Origin of the sequence: Haliscomenobacter sp. (assembly GCF_965225875.1) — a bacterium.
Classification (GTDB): domain Bacteria; phylum Bacteroidota; class Bacteroidia; order Chitinophagales; family Saprospiraceae; genus Haliscomenobacter.
In genome coordinates this window covers 2,637,785-2,658,414 of record NZ_CBDDBS010000003.1, presented here as the reverse complement: position 1 = coordinate 2,658,414, position 20,630 = coordinate 2,637,785, and the positions used below count along the sequence as shown (strand labels likewise).

Annotated in this window: 18 protein-coding genes; 10 read left to right on the top strand and 8 right to left on the bottom strand. The window is 46.0% G+C overall.

Annotation, left to right across the window (positions count from 1 at the left end):
• Positions 1-117: 117 nt before the first annotated feature.
• The 4 genes from ACO08K_RS30625 to ACO08K_RS30610 all read right to left on the bottom strand — a co-directional run bounded on the left by ACO08K_RS30625 (position 118) and on the right by ACO08K_RS30610 (position 6,156).
• Complete coding sequence (locus ACO08K_RS30625; protein ID WP_421800313.1) at positions 118-1,269, bottom strand: MFS transporter; 1,152 nt, start codon at positions 1,267-1,269, stop codon at positions 118-120.
• Positions 1,266-2,540: an agmatine deiminase family protein gene (locus ACO08K_RS30620; protein WP_421800312.1), complete on the bottom strand. Its 1,275-nt coding sequence runs from the start codon at positions 2,538-2,540 to the stop codon at positions 1,266-1,268. Before ACO08K_RS30620 ends, ACO08K_RS30625 begins: the two co-directional genes overlap by 4 nt.
• A gap of 399 nt (positions 2,541-2,939) precedes the next feature.
• Entirely contained in the window at positions 2,940-4,529 is a 1,590-nt protein-coding gene (locus tag ACO08K_RS30615; protein ID WP_421800311.1) for a flavin monoamine oxidase family protein, read from the bottom strand.
• A gap of 85 nt (positions 4,530-4,614) precedes the next feature.
• Positions 4,615-6,156, bottom strand: a complete 1,542-nt coding sequence (locus ACO08K_RS30610) for a flavin monoamine oxidase family protein (protein ID WP_421800310.1) — start codon at positions 6,154-6,156, stop codon at positions 4,615-4,617.
• 356 nt (positions 6,157-6,512) lie between these two features.
• On the opposite strand from ACO08K_RS30610, the gene ACO08K_RS30605 reads away from it, so the two are divergent.
• The 4 genes from ACO08K_RS30605 to ACO08K_RS30590 all read left to right on the top strand — a co-directional run bounded on the left by ACO08K_RS30605 (position 6,513) and on the right by ACO08K_RS30590 (position 9,868).
• Entirely contained in the window at positions 6,513-7,757 is a 1,245-nt protein-coding gene (locus ACO08K_RS30605) for an ammonium transporter (RefSeq protein ID WP_421800309.1), read from the top strand.
• A 20-nt stretch (positions 7,758-7,777) separates the two neighbouring features.
• Positions 7,778-8,119 (top strand): P-II family nitrogen regulator, encoded by a 342-nt coding sequence (locus tag ACO08K_RS30600; RefSeq protein ID WP_320029564.1) that lies wholly within the window; start codon positions 7,778-7,780, stop codon positions 8,117-8,119.
• 213 nt (positions 8,120-8,332) lie between these two features.
• Positions 8,333-8,911: a DUF6886 family protein gene (locus tag ACO08K_RS30595; protein WP_421800308.1), complete on the top strand. Its 579-nt coding sequence runs from the start codon at positions 8,333-8,335 to the stop codon at positions 8,909-8,911.
• 96 nt (positions 8,912-9,007) lie between these two features.
• The gene (locus tag ACO08K_RS30590) at positions 9,008-9,868 is read left to right on the top strand and encodes a hypothetical protein (protein ID WP_421800307.1); all 861 of its coding nucleotides are present in this window, start codon (positions 9,008-9,010) and stop codon (positions 9,866-9,868) included.
• Between the two features lie 45 nt (positions 9,869-9,913).
• On the opposite strand, the gene ACO08K_RS30585 is transcribed toward ACO08K_RS30590, so the two are convergent.
• Positions 9,914-10,108, bottom strand: a complete 195-nt coding sequence (locus tag ACO08K_RS30585) for a hypothetical protein (protein ID WP_421800306.1) — start codon at positions 10,106-10,108, stop codon at positions 9,914-9,916.
• Positions 10,109-10,516: 408 nt separating this feature from the next.
• Positions 10,517-12,136, bottom strand: coding sequence for a hypothetical protein (locus ACO08K_RS30580; RefSeq protein ID WP_421800305.1), 1,620 nt, complete (start codon positions 12,134-12,136; stop codon positions 10,517-10,519).
• A 232-nt stretch (positions 12,137-12,368) separates the two neighbouring features.
• Between ACO08K_RS30580 and ACO08K_RS30575 the strand changes: the two genes are divergently transcribed.
• On the top strand, positions 12,369-13,277 hold the full coding sequence (locus ACO08K_RS30575) for a radical SAM/SPASM domain-containing protein (RefSeq protein ID WP_421800304.1): 909 nt from the start codon (positions 12,369-12,371) through the stop codon (positions 13,275-13,277).
• A gap of 6 nt (positions 13,278-13,283) precedes the next feature.
• Positions 13,284-14,711 (top strand): WG repeat-containing protein, encoded by a 1,428-nt coding sequence (locus ACO08K_RS30570; protein ID WP_421800303.1) that lies wholly within the window; start codon positions 13,284-13,286, stop codon positions 14,709-14,711.
• A gap of 5 nt (positions 14,712-14,716) precedes the next feature.
• Here the strand turns inward: ACO08K_RS30570 and ACO08K_RS30565 are convergent, their stop codons facing one another.
• Both ACO08K_RS30565 and ACO08K_RS30560 read right to left on the bottom strand, forming a co-directional pair.
• A complete protein-coding gene (locus ACO08K_RS30565) occupies positions 14,717-16,453 on the bottom strand; it encodes an alpha/beta hydrolase fold domain-containing protein (protein ID WP_421800302.1) in 1,737 nt (578 codons plus the stop codon).
• Between the two features lie 78 nt (positions 16,454-16,531).
• A complete protein-coding gene (locus ACO08K_RS30560; protein WP_421800301.1) occupies positions 16,532-17,146 on the bottom strand; it encodes a flavin reductase family protein in 615 nt (204 codons plus the stop codon).
• Positions 17,147-17,304: 158 nt separating this feature from the next.
• On the opposite strand from ACO08K_RS30560, the gene ACO08K_RS30555 reads away from it, so the two are divergent.
• The 4 genes from ACO08K_RS30555 to ACO08K_RS30540 all read left to right on the top strand — a co-directional run bounded on the left by ACO08K_RS30555 (position 17,305) and on the right by ACO08K_RS30540 (position 20,601).
• A complete protein-coding gene (locus tag ACO08K_RS30555) occupies positions 17,305-17,877 on the top strand; it encodes a dihydrofolate reductase family protein (protein WP_421800300.1) in 573 nt (190 codons plus the stop codon).
• A gap of 27 nt (positions 17,878-17,904) precedes the next feature.
• Positions 17,905-18,270 (top strand): DUF2200 domain-containing protein, encoded by a 366-nt coding sequence (locus ACO08K_RS30550; RefSeq protein WP_421800299.1) that lies wholly within the window; start codon positions 17,905-17,907, stop codon positions 18,268-18,270.
• A 66-nt stretch (positions 18,271-18,336) separates the two neighbouring features.
• Entirely contained in the window at positions 18,337-19,920 is a 1,584-nt protein-coding gene (locus tag ACO08K_RS30545; protein ID WP_421800298.1) for a Na+/H+ antiporter, read from the top strand.
• Positions 19,921-20,058: 138 nt separating this feature from the next.
• Positions 20,059-20,601: a cupin domain-containing protein gene (locus ACO08K_RS30540; RefSeq protein WP_421800297.1), complete on the top strand. Its 543-nt coding sequence runs from the start codon at positions 20,059-20,061 to the stop codon at positions 20,599-20,601.
• Positions 20,602-20,630 lie beyond the last annotated feature (29 nt).

Below are 20,630 nucleotides of genomic sequence, written 5' to 3'. Positions count from 1 at the left end.
TTGGGTAAAATCAAAAATCAATGCACAAGTTAACGAATATACGTACTATCTAAAACCCCGACCCGAAAGTTTTAGACTTTCGGGTCGGTCGAGCAAAGCACTGTTTCGTTGCTTCTCTTAATTGACTTTCTTCAGAACAACCACGCAAAAAATAGCCTGTACCACTGTTACACTCAACAAGGCCAGGGAAAACACGCCAATGCCCCAGGATTTTGCCAGAAAGCCCATGATGTAGTTGGTCAACAAATTGCCGAATAAGGAGAGCACTAAAATGATTCCAATCGCGGTGCCGCTCATTTTGGGATACAAGGAACTGCTGAGCCCAAACATCACGGGGAAACCCAAAGCCAGACCGAAGCCCAACAAAATCAAACCTAAAAATACCCAACTTAAGCCCGACATCCAGCCCAGAATGAGGGCCCCCAGCACCAAAAAGATCATGCTGATTTGCAGAATCCGGGGTGCCGGAATTTTTTTAAAAACACTCCCCGTCAAAATCCGCATGAGGCTGAGCCCGGCGACGTAAGAGGACAAGGCGTACAAGGTCCAACTTCCATCCAGGTGTTGTTTATCCAGGAGATAGGAGGTGGTCCAATTGTTGATCAAGGCTTCACAGCAATTTTGCCAGAAGAGAAAAAAGCCAATCAGGAGCAAAGCCGGATTTTTGAGCATTTGCCCAACATGAGCCATCGAAACGCCTTCAGAATGTTTGGCTTCCGGGAATTGCAAGGCCAAATAAACCAGCGTCAACAAAAAAGTAAACCCGGCGATCAGCAGCACAATGGTTTCAAAAGGGACTACTCCCTTCAATAAGCCCAGTACAAAAGGCATCGCCAGGGCACCCAATCCAAAAAATGAGCCGAAGAGGGCCAAGCTAGCCCCCTTGTTTTCGGTACTGATATCGGCCACCAGAGCACTCGTGGCCCCATTGATGGCACCACCTCCGATGCCAATCAAAATAATGCTGATCTGGACCATCCACAAGGCGGTAGCCAGGCCAATACCAGCAAAACCCAGGGCTAGCATCGCACTACAGGCCCCCAACAGGAGCCGATACCCCGAACGATCGGTGATGGGGCCAAAACTCAAAGACCCCACCAAAATGCCAAGGGGAAACATCGAGAACAATCCACCGATCTCCAGCTCATCGAGCGAAAACTTGGCTTTTAAATCGGGAGCGATGGAGCCAAAAGTGATGACTCCTACTCCAAAAAGGAAAAGTCCGGCACAGGCTGCGGCAAAGATGAGTTGGCGATTGTAGGTCTTCATTGTTTCGATTTCGGTTCGTTGATGGTGATGCAATGTATGCCTCCACCGCCGAAATTTACAGCCAGGGCGTCAATTGGAATAATTTTTTTCTTTGGGAAAACCGAACGAAAAATGGATTGAGCCTGTTCGTCGCGCCTTTTTACTTCAGCATCCGCACCTGGACGGAAATAGGCAGGCACCAAAACACAGCCGTTGGCGATCAAAAAATTGAGGTAGCTGGCGGCAGCAATGCCCAGCACTGGCTTCCCTTTGGGAAATTGGTGTCCGTTTTCAAAATCGCTGGTGCTGATCAAATCATAGGTCCCATCTCCGGGGTACAGTGTATCTACAATGAGTTTGGGCAAAGGCATCCGGATGATTTTGAAGGCTTTGCCGTCCTGATCTCTGGCCGCTTGTAAAATCCGCAGGTTTTGGTTCAATCGGCGCAGGTTTTCGCGCCCGATGGGTTCGTCCAGGTCGCTGGAATCAACCTCGGCAAGCAATACGGTACGGGCATCCACAAAACGCGCCATTTCATCAATATGGCCGTTGGTGGTGAGCAAGGTGTACAATTTTTCCCCTTTGGGACCCGGCAGAGGGCTGCGCTGGGTGTAATCGTCTTCGTATAGCCCTTCTTTCAGCCAAATGATTTTTCGAACCCCCAGCAAGCGTTGGTACTCTTTTTCAATTTGAGCCAAACTCAACTTGGGATTGCGGCCCCTTGCTACTTTTTCCGTCAGCATCAAGGTGCCCTGGCCATTTACTTCGTGGTTGCCTCCTTCGGTGATCAAGGGGGAGGAGATGACGGGCAGTTTCATCATTTTCGCCACCCGCTCATCCAGGGACTCGTCTATTTTTACCATGGAATCTTGTAAGCTGCCGATGCCCCAGGCATTGAAATTGAAGTCGGCCATAGCCAGTTTGCCTTGCCGATCCAGTACAAAGGATGGCCCCATGTCTCTGGCCCAGAACTCCTGATAAGGTAACTTAAAAATGCTCACCTGTTGTTTCTCCAACCAATCCGGGCGGATTTTGCTGCGGGCATGCTGATACAGAGAATCATTGGCCACGATGAGTTTGACTTTGACATGGGGCACCAGGGCGGAGATGATGTCCAGGGTGGCTTGTTCGTTGGGCATGTCGGCACGGTGGTCGTAATTGGACCAGAGGAGCCAGATGGCTTCGGCAGGTTCGAATTCGGCAGCTTGATGGTAGATGGGTTTATCATTGGATTCCGGGTGCTTACAACCCAGCAAGAAAATGAGGACAAGGGCAATGGTGATTTTTTGCATGGTGTTGGGCTTTTAACAGTCACTGGGATTATATTCATAAATCTCAGAATTGGAGTAAAACGCCAGAGCGCCCCCTCGAAAGTTTTAGACTTTCGAGGGGTCTTGTTTGCGCGATTTTGCGCTTAACGACTCATTTGTAACGACTTAACCGCATTTTTTTTAACCGCAGAGTTTCACCGAGTACCCGCAGAGTTTCTCAGAGTTTTAAGTTGAGCCATCTGCGATAGCAAAGAGTACTCAGAGGCCGCATTGAGCAGCAGCTAGTACGAAAAAATCAAATTTCAGTAGTGCCTGAACACTCGCCACCGCAGGTGGCAAACTCCTCAAAACTAAAAGAAACTCTGAGAAACTCTGCGGGTATTCTGTGAAACTCAGCGGTTAAAAACTGCGTAATGTGAGTTACTTCTTAATCCTGGTCAATATCTGCGTCGCAGCCAGTCTCCCAGTCTCCGCAGCCCCGTTCATGTAGCCCTGGAAGTCCACACTACAATGTTCCCCTGCAAAGAGCATATTGCCAATCGGCGCCCCTTCCTGCCCCGAGACATCCGTCCATTGACCCGGTTTGTAACAGGCATAACTTCCTTTTTGCAAGGCATTCGCAGTCCAGTTCATAGCCGCAGTTTGGCTGGGCAAAAAGGCCGACTGAAAGCCCGGAAAAGCCTTGGCCAATTCGGGTACAAAACTCGCCGCCTTTTGGGGGGCAACGGTAGCACCAGCCATGTCGCCCAAAAAGATGGTAAATACCGAAGGGCCTTGATTTTGGTTTTGCAGGTGGTAACTATCCCAACCCGTATGAATGTTTTCGGTGTAAATGTACCCTTGATAGGCCGGTTGCAGCGCGCGCCAGGGGCGGTTGTTCAATCCAAGGAACATTTTACCGTTCAGGCCATAGCCCAGTTCCTGGATACATTTGAGTTTTTGGGGCGTGATTCCATCCAATGTATCGATGCCCTCTACGTTCTTCAACACAGTATAAGGAATGGTCATGATGACATAGTCAGCTTCTACTTCTTTGGTCGAACCACCTGCTGAGAAGGAAAGTACAAACCCCTGGCCTTTGTTTTTAACCGCCACCAGGTTATGCCCCAAATTGATGTTTTCCTTTAGGCCATCGGCCAGTCGGTCGCAAATTTGCTGGTTGCCGCCCAGGAGTTTAAAGCGTTCATCACTGTCACCAAATATTTTAAAGCCTTTCTTTTTGGTGCCAATCATGTCAATGAGGTTGAGAGCCGATTGTTCCTCGGTTGATCGGCCATACTCCCCAACGTAGGCTACTTCGATCATTTTTTTAAACCAGGAATCGGCTTGCAGGCTTTCGAGGTAAGCTTTCAGTGTAGTGCGGTCCAAACTTTCACACTGTGGGGTATCGTAGTTTTTGCCAAGGGATTTGGCATCCGCAGCGATTTTTTTCCGACAACTCTGGAAGGCGGCGATTACATCATTCAAGGTATAATGCTTGCCATTAAAGAAAAAGGCATCACCAATGAGCTGGTCATCCGATTCCTTGTCCAGAACGGTAATATTGAATTGTTTGGCCAGATTCAGGATGTCCAAATGATCACTATCGGTAAACTCCCCACCCAATTCGGTGGTCATGTCATTGCCAAAAAGTTTACTGGTAAACATGCGGCCTCCGGTGCGGTTGCTGGCTTCATAAATTTGAATCCCGGCCCCAGGGAAGCCCCCTTTTTTCAAACAATGGCCTGCATGTAAACCGGCGATCCCGGCCCCAACAATCACAACCTTTGCTGAAGTATCAAAGGATGGTCTGGTTCCAGCGATGGCATAGCCGCCCAAAAGGCTGGTCCCACCTATGGCGATACCCGCCTGGAAAGAGGTTTCCAAGAAGCTGCGGCGCGACCAGTTTTTCCGCTGTTGCGCTTGGTACCATTCGCTGATTTCGTCGACCCCGGGGGTATTTGGCTGTTCGCTGAGTCTGGCAAGGCGGTAGGCCTTTTTGAGGATGTTGATTAAGGATGTTTTTGCCATTTGGGTGGTGTTTTAAGGTTAAAGATGCTCTTAGGGTGTCCCAAAGTTGGATGAATGTTCCAGGGGAACAGTGAAAAACAGATTTTTATCCAGCTTTATTTGCCTTCAGTTCAAATAGCAGCTTCTCCGCCGCCACCCTTCCCGAATACGCTCCTCCATTCATGTACCCCTGAAAAACCACACTACAATGTTCCCCTGCAAAGAGGATATTGCCTTCGGGTTCTTTTTCGGCGCCGCCAAAACTGGCCCATTGTCCGGTTTTATACGCGGTATAGGAGCCAAGGTTGAAGGGGTAATTTTCCCAGGAGAACTTGTGCATTTTACCGTTGGTGGCAGCTTTAAATCCGGGCCACATTTGCTCCAGGCCGGGCAGGTATTTGTTGATTAGTTCATTTTGGGTCAAGTTGGCTGCATCGTGGCCGATGTTGCTGCCACCAAAAACGGTCAGGCTGGCCAAATCGCCAGGTTGCATGCGACTGCTGTCCCAACCACTGTAAGCGGGTAAGTCGGTATTGAAGCCTCCCTGGAAGCAGTGTTTGCGCCAGATGCGTTCATTTAAGCCAAAGAGGATTTTCCCCCCATTGCCATAACCCAATTCCTGAATACATTTGCCTTTGACGGGCGACCACTGGAAGCCGGTCGTTTTTACTTCCCGCAGTTTGGTAAAAGGTAAGGTCAAAATCAGGTAATCGGCCTTGATTGTTTTGGGCTTGTCCAAGTGGTCAAACGCAGCAGTATAAGTGCCGTCAGGGTTTTTGATGATCTCAGTCAAAGCATGCCCGAGTTTAATTTGCCCTTCCAGCGATTTTGCCAGGGCCTCGGTCAAGGCCTGGCTGCCACCCCGGATTTTAAACACTTCAGCCACTTCTTCCTGCTCCTCGTGTTCATGCCCAACTGCGGGTAAACCCAAAAGCAGAAAAAGGTTAATCACCGATTGCTCGCTGGCATCCATCGTGTAATAACTCGACATGTTGCTGTGGTAAAAATCCTTGAGCCAACCCTTTACACCAATGCTGTCGAGGTATTGCGGAATGGAGAGTTGGTCCAGGCTTTTCCAGGATTCAGCGTTGTGGTAGGAGATTTGTTCGAAGTCTTCCGGTAGTTTTTCCAAACTGGCCCGGAATTGAGGGATATAGGGCTCAATGGCTTTGCTTAAGTCTGCTTCGGTGTAGTGCTTTCCACCAAAGTACAAGGACTGTTCGAGCGAAGCTTCATCTTTTCTGAGGTCGTAAATTTCCAGGTTGAATTCTTTGGCTAAGGCCAGCATGTCTTCGTGATAGGCGTCGATGAATTCCCCGCCCAATTCAGTGGTCAAACCTGGCCCAAAATAATTGCGCAAGGTCATCATGCGACCACCAAACCGATTCGAAGCCTCGTACAAATGCGCCTTGATGCCTGCTTTTTTGAGCTGATGGGCTGCACTCAAACCTGCGATTCCCGCCCCAACGATCAGTACTTTAGGTTTTTTGGCCATTTCCGGCCATAAGGATTGCCCCATTAAAACCCCGGCCGAAAGCCCCGTAAACTGACGCACAAACTGGCGGCGGCTACGCCAATAGTCCGGTGCAGAACGTTGCAACGCACGTTGAAAACTGCGTTGCATGAGGTGGGCAAGGTGCGTTTTCATAAGTATAGTATGCTTAGGGCTACCTGTGTTTTTCGTTTAAAAATAGCTTTTTTTTCTTAGCAAAGTACACTTGAACAATTTTCTGTACTGCTGGGTAAAACGCCAAAAATTGGAGCATTCTTTTGACCACCTCTCGTGGCCAACGTAAAAAAGCCAAAATAATGCCTCAAATTCCAGCCATTCAAACCCATCTAGGTATAAAGTTACCTTATATCTTCGCAACAGCGGTGAACGGAACCGTTTAATGTCTTTTTTCAACTAAAGCATAAGACTGTTTTTCACCGGTTTTTTACTCACTTCATTCTTGGGTATACGTACTGCGCGTTGCCCCTATCAATCCTTTTCAACTCAACTTTATGGAAGAATTAGTGAAAAACCAGGCAGAATTGGTGCATGCCATCGATTCTGTATGGGTAGCCCTTTGTGCTGCCTTAATTTTTCAGATGGAGGGCGGTTTCGCCTTATTGGAAGCGGGTTTTGTCCGCTCCAAAAACTCCATCAGCATCATCGCCAAGGTGATCATTGATGTCATTTTCGGCGGTATTGCTTTTTACGGCGTTGGATTTGCCATTGCTTATGGTCGCTCCAACGGTTGGTTTGCCTTTGGCCTGGGCATCCTGGATTACGATCTGGGGCTGGGCCTGACCGTTTCAAACACCCTCTTTTGGTTCATCCAAATGGGCTTTGCGGTGGCGGCCATTTCAATCGTCTCCGGGGCGATTGCCGAACGTATGAAGGTGTGGGCCTACGCTGCGTTCGTGACCGTTTTTTGTGCCCTGATCTACCCCATGGCCGCCAATTGGGCCTGGAATCCCAAGGGTTGGCTGGCTTTGCAAGGTTTCAATGATTTTGCGGGTTCTGCGGTCGTGCACACCCTGGGGGGATTTGCGGCACTGGCTGGGGCGATTACCCTGGGCCCACGCATCGGCAAATACAATGCCGATGGCTCCATCAATGCGATTCCGGGGCACAACCTGACCCTGGCTGCGGTCGGTGCCTTTGTGTTGTGGTTTGGTTGGTTTGGTTTCAATCCAGGATCTACCCTCGGCGCCGTAGGCAAGTGGGAAATGATTGGCACCGTGGCGGTCAATACCTTTTTGGCTTCGGCGATGGGGGGCATTTCCACAATGGTGTACACCCGTTTGCGCCACAAAGCGGTGGACATCACCATGGTGATCAATGGCATTCTGGCTGGTTTGGTGGCCATCACCGCTGGGTGTAATGTGGTTACTCCGGGTTCGGCCTTGCTGATTGGTTTGGTAGCTGGTATCCTGGTGGATATTGCCGTGATCACCATCGATCGCATGCACATCGACGATCCGGTTGGAGCGGTTGCGGTGCACGGGGTCAATGGCGCTTTTGGAACCTTGGCTGTAGGTTTATTTTCCCTCAAAAACGGCTTGTTTACTACGGGCCAATGGACCGGATTGTGGGTGCAATTTCAGGGAGTGGCCGTGATTGGCGCCTTCTCCTTTGTTGCTGCCTTCCTCTTGTTCAAGGTATTGGACAAATTGATTGGTATTCGGGTACACCGAAACGTGGAATTGGCGGGTATCGACTCCGCCGAGTACGGGGTGGAAGCTTACACCACTTTTGATTAACCAAAGCTCAACATTTCAACATGAAAAAGGTAGAAGCCATCATAAGACCTTCCAAACTCAAGGCCGTACAAGCTGGCCTGGTAGCTGCGGAAATTCCCTGCATGACCGTAATGCCGGTCAAAGGTGCAGGCTTACAAAAAGGGTATGCCGAAGTGTACCGTGGAACGGAGATTCCACTCATTTTGCACTCCAAAATCCTGATCATCTGCGTAGTAAGCGATGAAAACCTGGAAAAGTGCATCGACGTCATCCTCACCAATGCTTCCGAAGGGAACATTGGCGACGGCAAAATTTTTGTTTATGACGTGCTGGATGCGGTGAGGATCAGAAATGGGGTGCGGGGGAATGAGGCGATAAGGTAGGTTCAGGTTCCACACTTTGGTAGAATAGACTTTTGCAAGGAGGGCAGCTAAGGGCAGTCGGGGGAAGGATTGGTCTTGGCTGCCTTTGTTGTAAATAACTTTTGGGAAAGGTTGTGCTAGGGGAGTGTCCAGGTTAGCGGCATACTTATGACGACAATTCAGCTTTCAGCTGATAGCCAAAAAATGAGCACCAAAAAACTGTAATTTCAGACCATGACCGAGAACCTGACAAATTCATTCAGATTGTATCACATCAGCGAAGATCCATCCATAAAAAGGTTTGAGCCGAGACCATCTCCCTCACATTACGAGGGTATAAATGGAGAGGTCGTTTTTGCAATCACCGACAAACTTCTACACAACTATCTTTTGCCAAGGGACTGTCCACGAGTTACATTTTATGCTAAGCAGGGTACTTCACAGCAGGACAAGGAAATATTTTTAGGCAAAAACGCTTCAGGCTATGTTGTTGCGATTGAAAACAAATGGCGTGACCTTATTGAACAGACAACGCTTTATTGTTACGAATTTCCTACTGATGATTTTATTTTGTTGGACGAAGGGGCTGGTTACTACATTTCTTACAAGGCAGTTACACCAATTTCAATTCGTCCCATCGATAACCTACTTGATGAGCTACTCAAAAGAGGAGTTGAACTTCGTTTTTTGCCGACACTTTTACCGTTAGCTCAGGAAGTATCTCAATCAACTTTACAATTTTCCCTTATTCGGATGCGCAACGCGACACAAACAACCAACGAAAGTAGCTTATCAAATGACAAAGAAATTTAGCTTTGCTGGTGAGATCCTTTGAAGAAATTTTCTATAAACATCTTGCCTGTTAGCAGGGTTCGGGCTATTGTTTTTTATCTTTAAACGCGATTGAAAATGACAGAAATGATACCACATAACGGCATTATAGAACTTGGAACAATCGAAAATACAGGCGATAATGCAGACCAACTTGGCATATTACAAGCCCAATTTGTTCACTATCCCGATTGCCAACAACTGCAAGTTTGGCTGCCTGAATATGGCGGGAATGGTTATGGTAATTATCGAATTGTTGATAAAAATGCGCAAACCATCATAGAAAATGCCCTGGTAACAGACAAATTAAGCGGTAGTATTAAAATGCTTTTTGATACATTGGGTTTGCCCGATAGTGACTATGTACTTGAAATTGATCATCCCAAAGGCGGCAAACACGTCTTGCATTTTCAAAAATTTGCAGAAAACTTTATCCCCGAAAAACCAAAACCAATTGAACCAGTAGCTGGAAAATCCGACACCCTCTGGCAAGTTTATAAAGATGGTTTTGGCAATCCGATTCCCAACGAAGACCAAATCATGAGAGAAAATGCACAAAAACAAATAGGGGAAATATTCAATATAACCATGCCCGATGTAACAACAACTCAATTTGAAATCGCGCCTAATTTAAAATTGCATAAGGATATAATCAATCAGGCCTTGACATTCAGCAGCGAGTGGGGCGAGAATTTTCAGAAACCCATCCACGACCGCATGCAGCAAAAATACCCCGAATTAAGCCTAGAGACCATTGACATTTTGCAAACCTATGTCCGTAAAGCAGAAAGCTTTATTTATAATTTAGCCGAACAATGCTGCTTGGGTAAAATCGAAGAAGTGGCGATTAAGACAAATGCACATCGGCAATTTCCTTGGATAAGTGACCAGAACGCTTCACGCTTGGCGGGTATTGGTATGTACTATGCGAACAAGTAAGGTATTCGCCTATTTTTAGAATGGCACTGAACAGGCAATGATAAATCACTTAAAAGTAAATACTGTGAAATACATACCTACCCCACCCATTTCCAAGGCACAACGCTGGTGTACGATCTCCTGACCCGTACCAGCGGGTAGTCTCAAATTCCACACTCTGGTAGAATAGACTTTTGCAATGAGGGCAGCTAAGAGCAGTCGGGAGGAACGATTGGGCTTGGCTGCCACAACCCAAAACATTGTTTACTTACTAGGACAAAGCTAAAATTTGATTCAAAATTTCTGCTAAAACCAGGAGAACGACTGATGAATACACTGCATACACATAAATGTTTCTTTTTTTCTTGAGTGCAATAATTTTTTCATCACCCGTTGGTTAATGAAAGAGCGGAATTGGAATGATATGAATGTTCGTTTCAAGCGGTGAATATCGAGCATATTTATCACCTCGCAATTCATGAATTTTTATTGAAAGTGATCGCATAAACGTAATGCTAATTGGTACTGCAAATAAACAAACAGTTTGAACTATTTCTAAAAAGCTCATGGTTAGTTAATTGAAATATTTGATAAAAAAACCAGCTAACTAGCCCTGGGCAGTGCATAGTGTAGTTGTCAGCGCCCATTTTTGCGTCTGCCCTCCAAAATCTAATCTTTACCCTTTGATACAGTCAAATACACGGCCTCCCCTGGAGCTACTTTTACAGGTAAGCCTTTGATTAGCTCGGCACCATCCACAGTTTTGGGTTTTAAGTTTGCCGTCTTGATTGTATACTTTTTGGAAGCATCAATAGTAAACCATTGCTGAAACTGATTGATTCTTGGGTAATCTGTAGGGTAATGCATCAAGTCTTTGTATCGGGGCAAATCGAACTTGAGTAGTCCCTCCCATCCAGTTTTACAGGATATTGCTATTTTCAACTTCCCATTGTCATCAACTGCGCCGATGTTCAACTGCTCGTCCCATGAAGTAGGAACAATCCCCTGCGTTTTCCAAAGACAATACATCAAAGTAGTTCGGGCAAAATTGCCGTCTCCATGCCAACCTTCAATGATCCCCTCCGGTTTTTGAAATGCCCAAAGTACCCTTATTTCGCTGTCTAGCCATTCCTTTACGGATGGAATTGGCACTCTGTTGTATAAATTCAGCGTACCTTCAATGGCATCGGCATAGCCATCGGCATTTCCTTCCCAGTTGTGATTTCGGTATTTTCTATTTAGCGCACTCAAGGCTTTGATCAACGCTTCTTGGTACGCTGGTTTTGAGTCGATTTGGTGTACAAAATAGTAGGCATTAAAGGTGTATCCAAAATTGTCAGCCAACCGCTCGGAGAGAATTTCACCCGTAATAGGGTTTACCTCATCATAAAAAAGGCCGTCAGCATTGCGACCGATTGCTAAAATGCGATCGAGCATCTGATGAATGTATTTCTGCCATTGATTTCTTTTTTCGGGCATGGAATAATAAGTGGCCAAATACACTTCGCATAAGCCAGAAATAATCTCACAACCATGATCTCGAATGCGGAGACGATCCATAGCCACGGTGGGCAATCGTTCATCATTTAAATAATAATCGCCAATTTCTACCCCCCAATCCAGGTATTCACGTTTACCCGTAAACCAATACATGCGGGTGAGGACTTGTAGCAAATCACCATTGACTTCAACAACTGCACTTTTCCCAAATCTACCATCTTTCACTTCTTTTACAATTCTGGTAAGGCTTGGCAAGTCGTTTAACATCCCCAACATCCGATCACTCCAAGGGCTTTGTCCGAGCCATTCGGTTAGGGGAATCAATCCGTCTTTCATGTATTCTGCGGCACCAAATATGATCTGGCTTGAATCAGGCGTTTCGTTCAGGAAGCCTTTTTTGGTAAATGAATAAGTATCCGGAAGTTTTCCAATTCTTGACGTGAGGTTTTGCTCCGTTTTAAGCATGTTCAAAGCCGTGGTATTTAAATATTCAGGCATTAAAATAGACGAGGTCAATACCATATAAGGATAATTATCAGCAGCGGCATCCCAGGCATTCCAATAATCTTTGGATTCTTTTATGTTCCGAGGAATCAGGCCTGTGCCAGGGTCTGCATATTTTGTCCAAGCATTGACGTACTTGATGCTTCGGTTAAAACCTTCGTTTACAAGTACTCCATTTTTTACAGCTTCAGCGAAGGCGAGGTCTTGTTTTTGCTGAGCCAACAAACTTAATGAAAGGGAAATCAATAGTATGAAAGAGCTGATGAATATTTTTGCGTTTCTCATTCGTCCAACTTTGGCTAGGTAATTGTTAAATATACGTCAAAAATTGAATTCCGTATTAAGGTTTTACGTAGACAGATACCACCAATGACCCCGGCTCATGGTGGATTTCATCAAAACATAAGGGGATTGCTTGATTGATGGTTTATTGTAAATTTACCCCTGTTTTCAACTGGATAGAATGGGCTAGCTGCCACAAGCCATTCGTTAAACTAAGTTCAGATTAGCAAGCATCATGTTCAAAAGAATCTACCTCGAAATCTCCAACATCTGCAATGTGCAGTGTTCTTTTTGTCCGGTGGTCGAAAAGGATAAAAAACTAATGAATCCTGCTGAATTTGAGGCCATTCTGAAACAAGTGGCACCCCTGACTGAAATCGTCTGTTTGCACCTGATGGGGGAGCCCCTGGCGCATCCCAAATTTTTACAAATTCTGGAGATTTGTGAACAATACAATACCCAAATCGATCTGACCACCAATGGCATTCTGATCAAAAAGTACAAGGATCAGCTCATCAATTCCAAATGCGTCCGGCAAGTCAACTTCTCCTTGCAAGCTTTCAAAGACAATTTCCCGACCCGGGACATCGAACCTTACCTTTTGCCCATCTTTGAATTTGTACAATCTGCCCATGAGGTAAGACCAGAATTGTACACCAACCTTAGATTGTGGAATCAGGAAAGTAATGATTCCGATAATGAGGAGATCTACACAAAAATCGAAGCCTACTTCAACATAGAAATCAACCGAAACCTCGAACTAGGCCTGATCAAATCCAAAAGAATCTGGAACCGGCTTTACCTGCATTTTGATTCCCGGTTTGAATGGCCCTCTTTTTTACTGCCCCATCAGGGTACTCAGGGCCGTTGTCATGGCGCGGTCAATCACATTGGTATCCATGCCGACGGCTCGGTGGTTCCTTGTTGTTTGGACAAAAACGCGGTGATCAATTTGGGCAATGTCAAAGAGCAAACATTGAGCGACATCATCAATAGCGAACGTTTTACCAAGATGCGGGATGGGTTTTTGAATGGGGTGTTGGTCGAAGATTTTTGCCAGCATTGTACGTTTATTAATCGGTTTAATAAAGGAGCAAAAAAGGGCAAAAACGCACTGGTGGACCTACTTGATCACAAAGCCTAGTAGAACATGCGTGCTTTAATCTGGATATTCATGTTTGGATTTGGTTTTTCATCCTGTCAGTCGCCATCCTTCCACATCGAGCCTCAATTCGATGCCGTACTCGCTTTTGCGCAGGGCATAGCAGCGGTGCAGCAGGGTGGAAAATGGGGCTTTATCGATACCTCCGGAGCCTGGGTGATTGAACCGTGGTTTGTAAAAGCAGAACTGGGGGAGGAAAAGGTATACCAGGTCACTGACGAGTCAAATCAGGTGTTTGAAATCAGAAAAACGCCCGACAGCAACGCTTGGGCAGCACTCCAACCCCTTGGAAAAAGCATTCTGGTTGAGACCAGTTCAGGAAGAAGGTTTATTTTTGAAAAAGATGCTTATTGGGGGATTAAAGACGAAAAGGGCAATATCCTGGTGGCTCCCCAATTTGATTCCATTCATTACATGGGCAGCAACCTTTTCAGAGCTTACGCTTTGTCCAAAGGTTATTGCCTGCTCAATGCAGAAGAGCAGAAGCACTCCGCTTATTTTCAGGAAATCAGCCCCGAGATACAATTCGGGAGAATCAGGTTCAGAAATGAGGATCGCTACGGCTTGATGACGCCAGATGGAAAGATCATCTTACCCCCTTCCTGGTGGCGATTGGAAATCGTCGGCCAGCATATCGCTTGTAGCAATGGCGGTAAATTGCAATTGTACAGCGATCGGCTTGAAAAGTTATCTGATTTTCTGTTTGATGTAGTCATCCCCCTGGATGAGCAATATTGGCTGGCCAAAGTTACCGATACCGGCCAGGGAAGAATATTTGATGTGGCAGGTCAGGTGGTTAAATCCGAAGTCGAGCTCAGTGATGGCCAACTGATGTATGGAATGCTCCCAGTAAAAAACGCTGCTACCCAAAAATGGGGTTACATCAATAGCAAGGGGGAAGAAGTTATTCCTTTTACATTCATTTACGTTGAAAGTTTCTGGCCCAATGGTAAGGCCATATTTTGGGGTGCCGATCAAAATGGCAATACTAAAAAAGGTTTAATCGATACCATGGGCCAGATTGTACAGCCAGCAATTTTTGATAAAATCCTTTGGAATCCGGATGGCGTATATACCGTAGTGAAAGGGAACACCATTCAGTTGCTGGATGAAAAGTTGAACTCCTTGGGCGAAAAAACAAAAAAGCCCCTAGAGTACATTGGGCAGGGCGTTTATGTGATGTATAAAGAGAAAAAATCGCTGAAATACCAAAAATCAAACTGGTACATTGGCGATAAGGCCAGGTTTTATTGGAGTCGAGATTTGAAGATCTCAGCGGTGTTTTCTGTAGACGGCCAATTGTTGCTCGATGGAAAGGATGCATTGGAAAATGAGCCTTTTCCGGTGGTATCGGAAGGATTGGCAGCGGCGAAGAAAGATGGAAAATGGGGGTTTGTAAAGTGTAAAGGCTATTAGAAATTTTAGGGTTTGTCAAAATTTTTTGTCTCGATGCGCCAGCCCTGAAAATTGCAATACCCGCATTGAGCGCCCAAAAACTTTTTGGAATTTTCTTTTTTTCCCTTCAATTGCCAATCAAGCCAGTCGAGCGTCAAAGGGGTAAATGCTCCTCCTTGAGGCAGTCTATAGGTTCCGCCATGCCCTACATTCAGATTGGCTAAAACCACGGGGATTTGTTGGAGTTTAGAAAAATCATCCCTGGCATTGGGATAGGCCACATCGGTCGAATCGCCAATGATGTAAAGAGCGGGGGCATGTAAGGATTTGAGTTGATCTTTTCCAATCTTGGGTAAGCCGGTAATGTTGGACGGTGGAGGGCCGTTCAAAACGCCGCTATTGAGCACCAAAGTAGTTTTGATTCGTGGATCGCCTGATACCTCAATAGCTTGTAAACCACCACAGGAATGGCCAGCGGCTGCCACTTTTTTGAGGTCAATTTTTTGATAATATACACTTGATTTGTCTTTGGATTGGGCTGTAATCCAGTCCAGCGCATTCATCAATTGCTGAGAAGTGGTCTTTTTATTTTGATCGTCAATACCCCCCGGAGGCAAAAAAGGTCCATTGGCAATGATGAGGTAGCCACGGGAAGCAATTTCATTCAGATAGTTTTGATACCCTGCTGAAGAATTGGAGCAACCGCCATTCCCAAAAAGGATAACTGGCAGTTTTCCCACTTTTGAGAGGTCTTGGGGGCGGTAAATGGTATGCTCAGGCAAGGTCGCTTCACTCAATACAATGGCTTTGAAAGGCCCCGTACCCCCCTCTTCAACCAGTTTATGTGTGGTTTTTTGAATTCCCTGTGCGACCAGCCAATTTAAAAAAGCGTCGCTCCAGGCATCACTGGTATTGCCTTGTTTTTCGAGGGAAAAACCACCTTTTCCACCACTGTAAAAATGCATTTCAGCCGAAAAACCCGCTTTTTTCCATTCCAGAAAAAGAGCAAGGCAGCCTGCCGCTACATTTGGGTGGTCCACATTTGAGGCAAGAAATAGAGGCGGTGCATTTTGAGGAACAATTACGTCAATCAAGGAAGGTCCATAGGCGGTGGCAATAAAATTCGGGCGTGATGAAGCATCGGTATTTAAAATAGTAGCGGCAGTTGCCACCCCACCGCCAGCCGAAAAACCGAGGTACCCAACCCTGGATGGATCAATATGCCATTCTTTTGCGTGATTCCTGACCATGCGCAAGGCGGTTGCTGCATCACCAGCCGCTTTATGCACGGCTTCAATGGCCTGGGGTTCGGTAGACGGATTTGCATTGGCTTTGTTGAACTTGGCAAAATCGGCAATATCTACGCGAAAAGGGGCACCAAAGGGCCGCATGCTGTCGCGTGTAACGGGTGGGGCATCTGCCATCAACCGGTATTTGAGCCCAATAGCCGCAATACCTTTTGCATTAAGCCACCTTGCCATCTTGATCACGTCATTGTTCCAGGACAAAAAACGCATGGCGCCTCCGGGGCACAAAATAACTGCAGCGCCTGTGGATTTGCTGGAATCAGGTAAATAAACGGTAATGCTGGGGTCAGTTACTTGGCTGATGACATTGATTTCCCCAGTAGTAGTATAGGTGATGGACTCCTTAATGGGTTGATTTTCTGTGGTTTTTTCTGCGTATAGCCGTATCACTTTTTGGGAATAGCCCTGGATTCCCCAAAAGACCAATAACAAGGCTAAGTAAGTTATTCTGTTCATTGAACGTGTTTCAGGCGTTGGTCAAAGCTGGTTTAAATTTTGGGTAAAAATGGGCTACACTATACCTGCCACTAAAGGCTACTTGATGGGAATGTCTCTTGAAATAAAAAACTGGTCGCTCGTTCGGCAATACATTCCACCTTCCATTTTGCCAATGGTTTTGTACAAATCGGTGTCAATTTTAAAACCAGGTTTCAGGATTTCATCCGCCACATGGATCAATACCACTTCCCCGATTAAAACGGTAGAGCCGTTTTGCCGGTCCCTAAATGAATAATGGTGCACCAATTTGCATTCAAAATGAATTGGGCTCTCCAGGACCCTGAACGGTTTTACCAACACAGATGCTTGTGGCGTCAATCCCGCAAACTCAAATTCATCGGCTTCCGGTGGCAATGGGGCCGAGGTTTTATTCATTTGTTCCGCCAAGTTTTCAGTCACCATATTGACCACAAACTCACCTGTTTCAAGCACGTTGGCAAGGGTATCTTTTTTCCTGCCGTTGGGGCTGATTGGTGAAAAAATAACGTGGGGCGGATCGTATCCAACCACATTAAAAAAGGAAAAGGGAGCTAAATTTCGTTCACCTTTGGCATTGATGCTGGATATCCAACCAATGGGGCGTGGGGTGACCGCCGCAGTCAGTAGTTTGTAAACGTCTTTTATCTCGTGATTGCCTGGATGAATCTCCATATGCTGTGTTGTTTTCTTTTGTTGTTGCTTTCAATGAGCAGCCAAAAGTAGTGGAAATTTCAAACCTCTACATGTGCACCAACAAAAACAATGTAGTTCTTATTGCCATAATTTCCGTTTCTTAGCTACTACATTGCTGTTTTTTTAACACCTAATAAATGCTCCAAACAACAATGACCGCAGAATCTTTTACCATCACCATCCACATGGTTTCCAGCCTCGATGGCAAAATTGCCAAACCCGACAACAGCATTGAGTGGTTTGAGACAACGGATCATTACGAGAACGGAGTCACCGGGCAGGACCCGGAAGCCTTCCTCAAAACCATCGACTGTTACGTGATGGGGGCACGTACCTACGAACTCGCTCTGGAGCTTTCCAAAAATTACGGCTGGGCTTATGGTGATACGCCAACGATTGTAATATCCTCTCGGGATCTTCCTATTGAAAGGCCGAATATTGAAATTTATTCGGGTGATTTGACCAAATTGGTGGAGGAACGACTCAAACCAAATTATAGCAACGTTTGGGTAGTAGGAGGGGCTATGCTGGTCAAAAAATTCCTTCAGTTAAAATTGGCCAATGAAATCCGGCAGACCATTCTGCCCATCATTTTAGGCGAAGGGAAACCATTTTTTGAGGACATCGAACAGGAGCAAGCCCTGCACCTGAAGGATGTAACTGCCTATCAAAATGGAATGGTGGAGCTGTGTTATGAAATAAAAATTTAAATACTTTTGACCCACAACAAACACCACATGAACAACAGCAACAACCACGATGAGCGAATTGCCAAAATGACCTTCGCCTCGGTATACCCCCACTACGTCACCAAGGTGGAAAAGAAAGGCCGAACGAAAGAAGAGTTGCAGCAGGTAATTGAGTGGCTAACCGGCTACGATGAAAAAAAGCTGCAAGAGCTCATTGAAAACAAGGCGAGTTTTGAAGTATTTTTTCAACAAGCTTCACTCAATCCAAACGCGCAACTCATCACCGGTGTCATCTGTGGTTATCGGGTAGAGGACATTGAAAACCCCTTGACTCAGCAGGTCAGGTACCTGGATAAGTTGGTGGATGAATTGGCCAAAGGTCGCAAGATGGAGAAGATTTTGCGCGTTGCGTAATTTGAAGTAACAACGCTTTATCCAGACAATGCTTATCTTGACATTAGCAGAAAGTTTGACCTGACCATGCATACAATCCTTCCCTTTTTCCTGGCAATGATCGCAGCCATTGTGCTCCTGAACATGTGGGCCATCAAGCTAAAAATTGCCTATCCCATTCTTTTGGTGCTCGCTGGATTGATCATCAGCCTGATTCCGGGCTTGCCCATGGTGAAAGTTGATCCTGAGTTGATTTTTTTCATTTTCCTGCCCCCATTGTTGTTTGAAGCAGCCTGGTCGGTATCCTTCAAGGAGATGAAAAAATGGTGGCGCATCATTACGAGTTTTGCGTTTTTGGTAGTGTTTTTTACCGCGTTTTCTGTAGCCATTGCCACCAATTATTTCATTCCGGGCTTTTCCATTGCCATCGGCTTTTTGTTGGGTGGTATTGTTTCGCCTCCTGACGCGGTGAGCACAGGAGCCATCACCAGATTTGTAAAAATACCCAGGTCGACCTCTGCCATTCTTGAGGGAGAAAGTTTGCTGAACGATGCTTCTTCGCTGATCATTTTCCGCTTTGCCCTGGTGGCGGTAGGAACAGGACAGTTCATCTGGCAAGAAGCAGCCTTGAGTTTTTTGTGGATGGTGATTGGTGGCGCGGGGATTGGGTTGCTACTGGCCTGGATTTTTGTTAAGGCGCACAAGTTGCTACCTACAGATGCACCCTCGGATATTGCCATGACCTTGATAGAGCCTTATTTGATGTATTGGGTAGCGGAAGAGTTGCACAGTTCAGGCGTACTGGCAGTGGTAGCGGGCGGTTTGTATATGTCGGCACACCGGCTTATGTTTCTCAATAGCACCAGTCGGGTGAGGGGTTTTAGTGTCTGGGAAAGCTTTGTGTTTTTATTGAATGGAATGGTGTTCCTACTGATTGGCCTGTCCTTGCCAGAGGTAGTCAAAGGATTGCGCTCGGAAGGGATTGCCTTAAGTACTGCGATCGGCTATGGCGTATTGGTCACTGTAGTGCTGATTGTGGCCAGAATGATCAGTGCATATGCGGCATTGATTGCGACCATGATCTTCAGGCCCAGTGTGATGCCTCAGGCCTCCTCGCGCAGAAGGCGCTGGTTAATTCCCTTGCTATTGGGCTGGACGGGTATGCGCGGGGTGGTATCCCTGGCAGCGGCCCTGGCCATTCCAGTCACTCTGGACAATGGCGAAGCCTTTCCCCAACGCAATTTGATCCTCTTCATCACCTTTGTGGCCATTTTGCTCACCCTGTTGGTGCAGGGCCTTACCTTGCCCTATTTCATTACCCGGAGTGGTCTCTTTGGTGCCATGGAGAATGAGGAGGAAGAAGAAGCCGCTCGGAAAAACATGAAACGTGGCTTGAAACAACACATTTATGAATTCCTCAAAAGTAAATACGAAACCGACTTCAAGGGGCACCCTGGCATAGAAAAATTCATCCTGCAATGGGAAGAACGGGCCAAAGCCACCGACGATAGCTGGATGAATGAAACGACCAAACCCATTTTTCTGGAATTGCTGGAAAGCCAAAGGCAATACCTCGCCGAGCTGAACAAAGACCCGGATGTAGATGAGGAAATGATTCGGCAACAGTTGTATCAGATTGATTTGGAGGAGGAGAGGTTGAGGATGGTGTGAAAAAAGCAAAATAGGAAGGATAAAAACAACTTGCGCGATATACTTATTCTACGTAACTTCCTTTTGTTTTTTAAAAGCCTGACAAACTTGATGTTATATTCAAGTAGGTCAGGCTAATAACACCTAAAATACACCACGATGAAAAGGACAATCGTAAATCCTATCATTAAAGACACTGTAACCTTTTTACAGACCGCCGAAGAATCGGGTGGGAAAGTAAGCGAGGCAGAAATCACCCTGATGCCTAAAGGAGGCAATCCAATTCATTACCACAAGACCTACTCGGAAACTTTTACTGCAATAGACGGAGATTTGGGATTAAAACTGGGGAGAAAAGAAACCAAAATTTTAAAACCGGGAGAAACCTACACTGTTGAGCCAATGTCATTGCATGGTTTCTTTAACCCAACTGACCAAGAAATTAAATTCAATGTTAAATTAACGCCAGGGCATACCGGATTTGAAAATTCATTGAGGATTCTATACGGATTGGCAGAAGATGGGCTTACCGATAATAACACCATCCCTAAAAGTTTAAAGCATGCGGCAATCATAATCTGCATGAGTGACATGAATGTTCCGGGGTTTTTGACCTTGATATTCCCGCTATTAAAATGGATGTACAACAAGGCAAAAGCGAATGGAGAGGAACAGCAGTTAATTGATAAGTATTGTGTGTAGGTGATATCAAAAAAGCCGCTTGCTGTGTA

What these genes read in the sequence shown, in the direction of transcription:
- ACO08K_RS30625 (WP_421800313.1), bottom strand. Translation starts at nt 1,269, where the DNA reads ATGAAGACCTACAATCGCCAACTCATCTTTGCCGCAGCCTGTGCCGGA.
- ACO08K_RS30620 (WP_421800312.1), bottom strand. Translation starts at nt 2,540, where the DNA reads ATGCAAAAAATCACCATTGCCCTTGTCCTCATTTTCTTGCTGGGTTGT.
- ACO08K_RS30615 (WP_421800311.1), bottom strand. Translation starts at nt 4,529, where the DNA reads ATGGCAAAAACATCCTTAATCAACATCCTCAAAAAGGCCTACCGCCTT.
- ACO08K_RS30610 (WP_421800310.1), bottom strand. Translation starts at nt 6,156, where the DNA reads ATGAAAACGCACCTTGCCCACCTCATGCAACGCAGTTTTCAACGTGCG.
- ACO08K_RS30605 (WP_421800309.1), top strand. Translation starts at nt 6,513, where the DNA reads ATGGAAGAATTAGTGAAAAACCAGGCAGAATTGGTGCATGCCATCGAT.
- ACO08K_RS30600 (WP_320029564.1), top strand. Translation starts at nt 7,778, where the DNA reads ATGAAAAAGGTAGAAGCCATCATAAGACCTTCCAAACTCAAGGCCGTA.
- ACO08K_RS30595 (WP_421800308.1), top strand. Translation starts at nt 8,333, where the DNA reads ATGACCGAGAACCTGACAAATTCATTCAGATTGTATCACATCAGCGAA.
- ACO08K_RS30590 (WP_421800307.1), top strand. Translation starts at nt 9,008, where the DNA reads ATGACAGAAATGATACCACATAACGGCATTATAGAACTTGGAACAATC.
- ACO08K_RS30585 (WP_421800306.1), bottom strand. Translation starts at nt 10,108, where the DNA reads ATGTTTTGGGTTGTGGCAGCCAAGCCCAATCGTTCCTCCCGACTGCTC.
- ACO08K_RS30580 (WP_421800305.1), bottom strand. Translation starts at nt 12,136, where the DNA reads ATGAGAAACGCAAAAATATTCATCAGCTCTTTCATACTATTGATTTCC.
- ACO08K_RS30575 (WP_421800304.1), top strand. Translation starts at nt 12,369, where the DNA reads ATGTTCAAAAGAATCTACCTCGAAATCTCCAACATCTGCAATGTGCAG.
- ACO08K_RS30570 (WP_421800303.1), top strand. Translation starts at nt 13,284, where the DNA reads ATGCGTGCTTTAATCTGGATATTCATGTTTGGATTTGGTTTTTCATCC.
- ACO08K_RS30565 (WP_421800302.1), bottom strand. Translation starts at nt 16,453, where the DNA reads ATGAACAGAATAACTTACTTAGCCTTGTTATTGGTCTTTTGGGGAATC.
- ACO08K_RS30560 (WP_421800301.1), bottom strand. Translation starts at nt 17,146, where the DNA reads ATGGAGATTCATCCAGGCAATCACGAGATAAAAGACGTTTACAAACTA.
- ACO08K_RS30555 (WP_421800300.1), top strand. Translation starts at nt 17,305, where the DNA reads ATGCTCCAAACAACAATGACCGCAGAATCTTTTACCATCACCATCCAC.
- ACO08K_RS30550 (WP_421800299.1), top strand. Translation starts at nt 17,905, where the DNA reads ATGAACAACAGCAACAACCACGATGAGCGAATTGCCAAAATGACCTTC.
- ACO08K_RS30545 (WP_421800298.1), top strand. Translation starts at nt 18,337, where the DNA reads ATGCATACAATCCTTCCCTTTTTCCTGGCAATGATCGCAGCCATTGTG.
- ACO08K_RS30540 (WP_421800297.1), top strand. Translation starts at nt 20,059, where the DNA reads ATGAAAAGGACAATCGTAAATCCTATCATTAAAGACACTGTAACCTTT.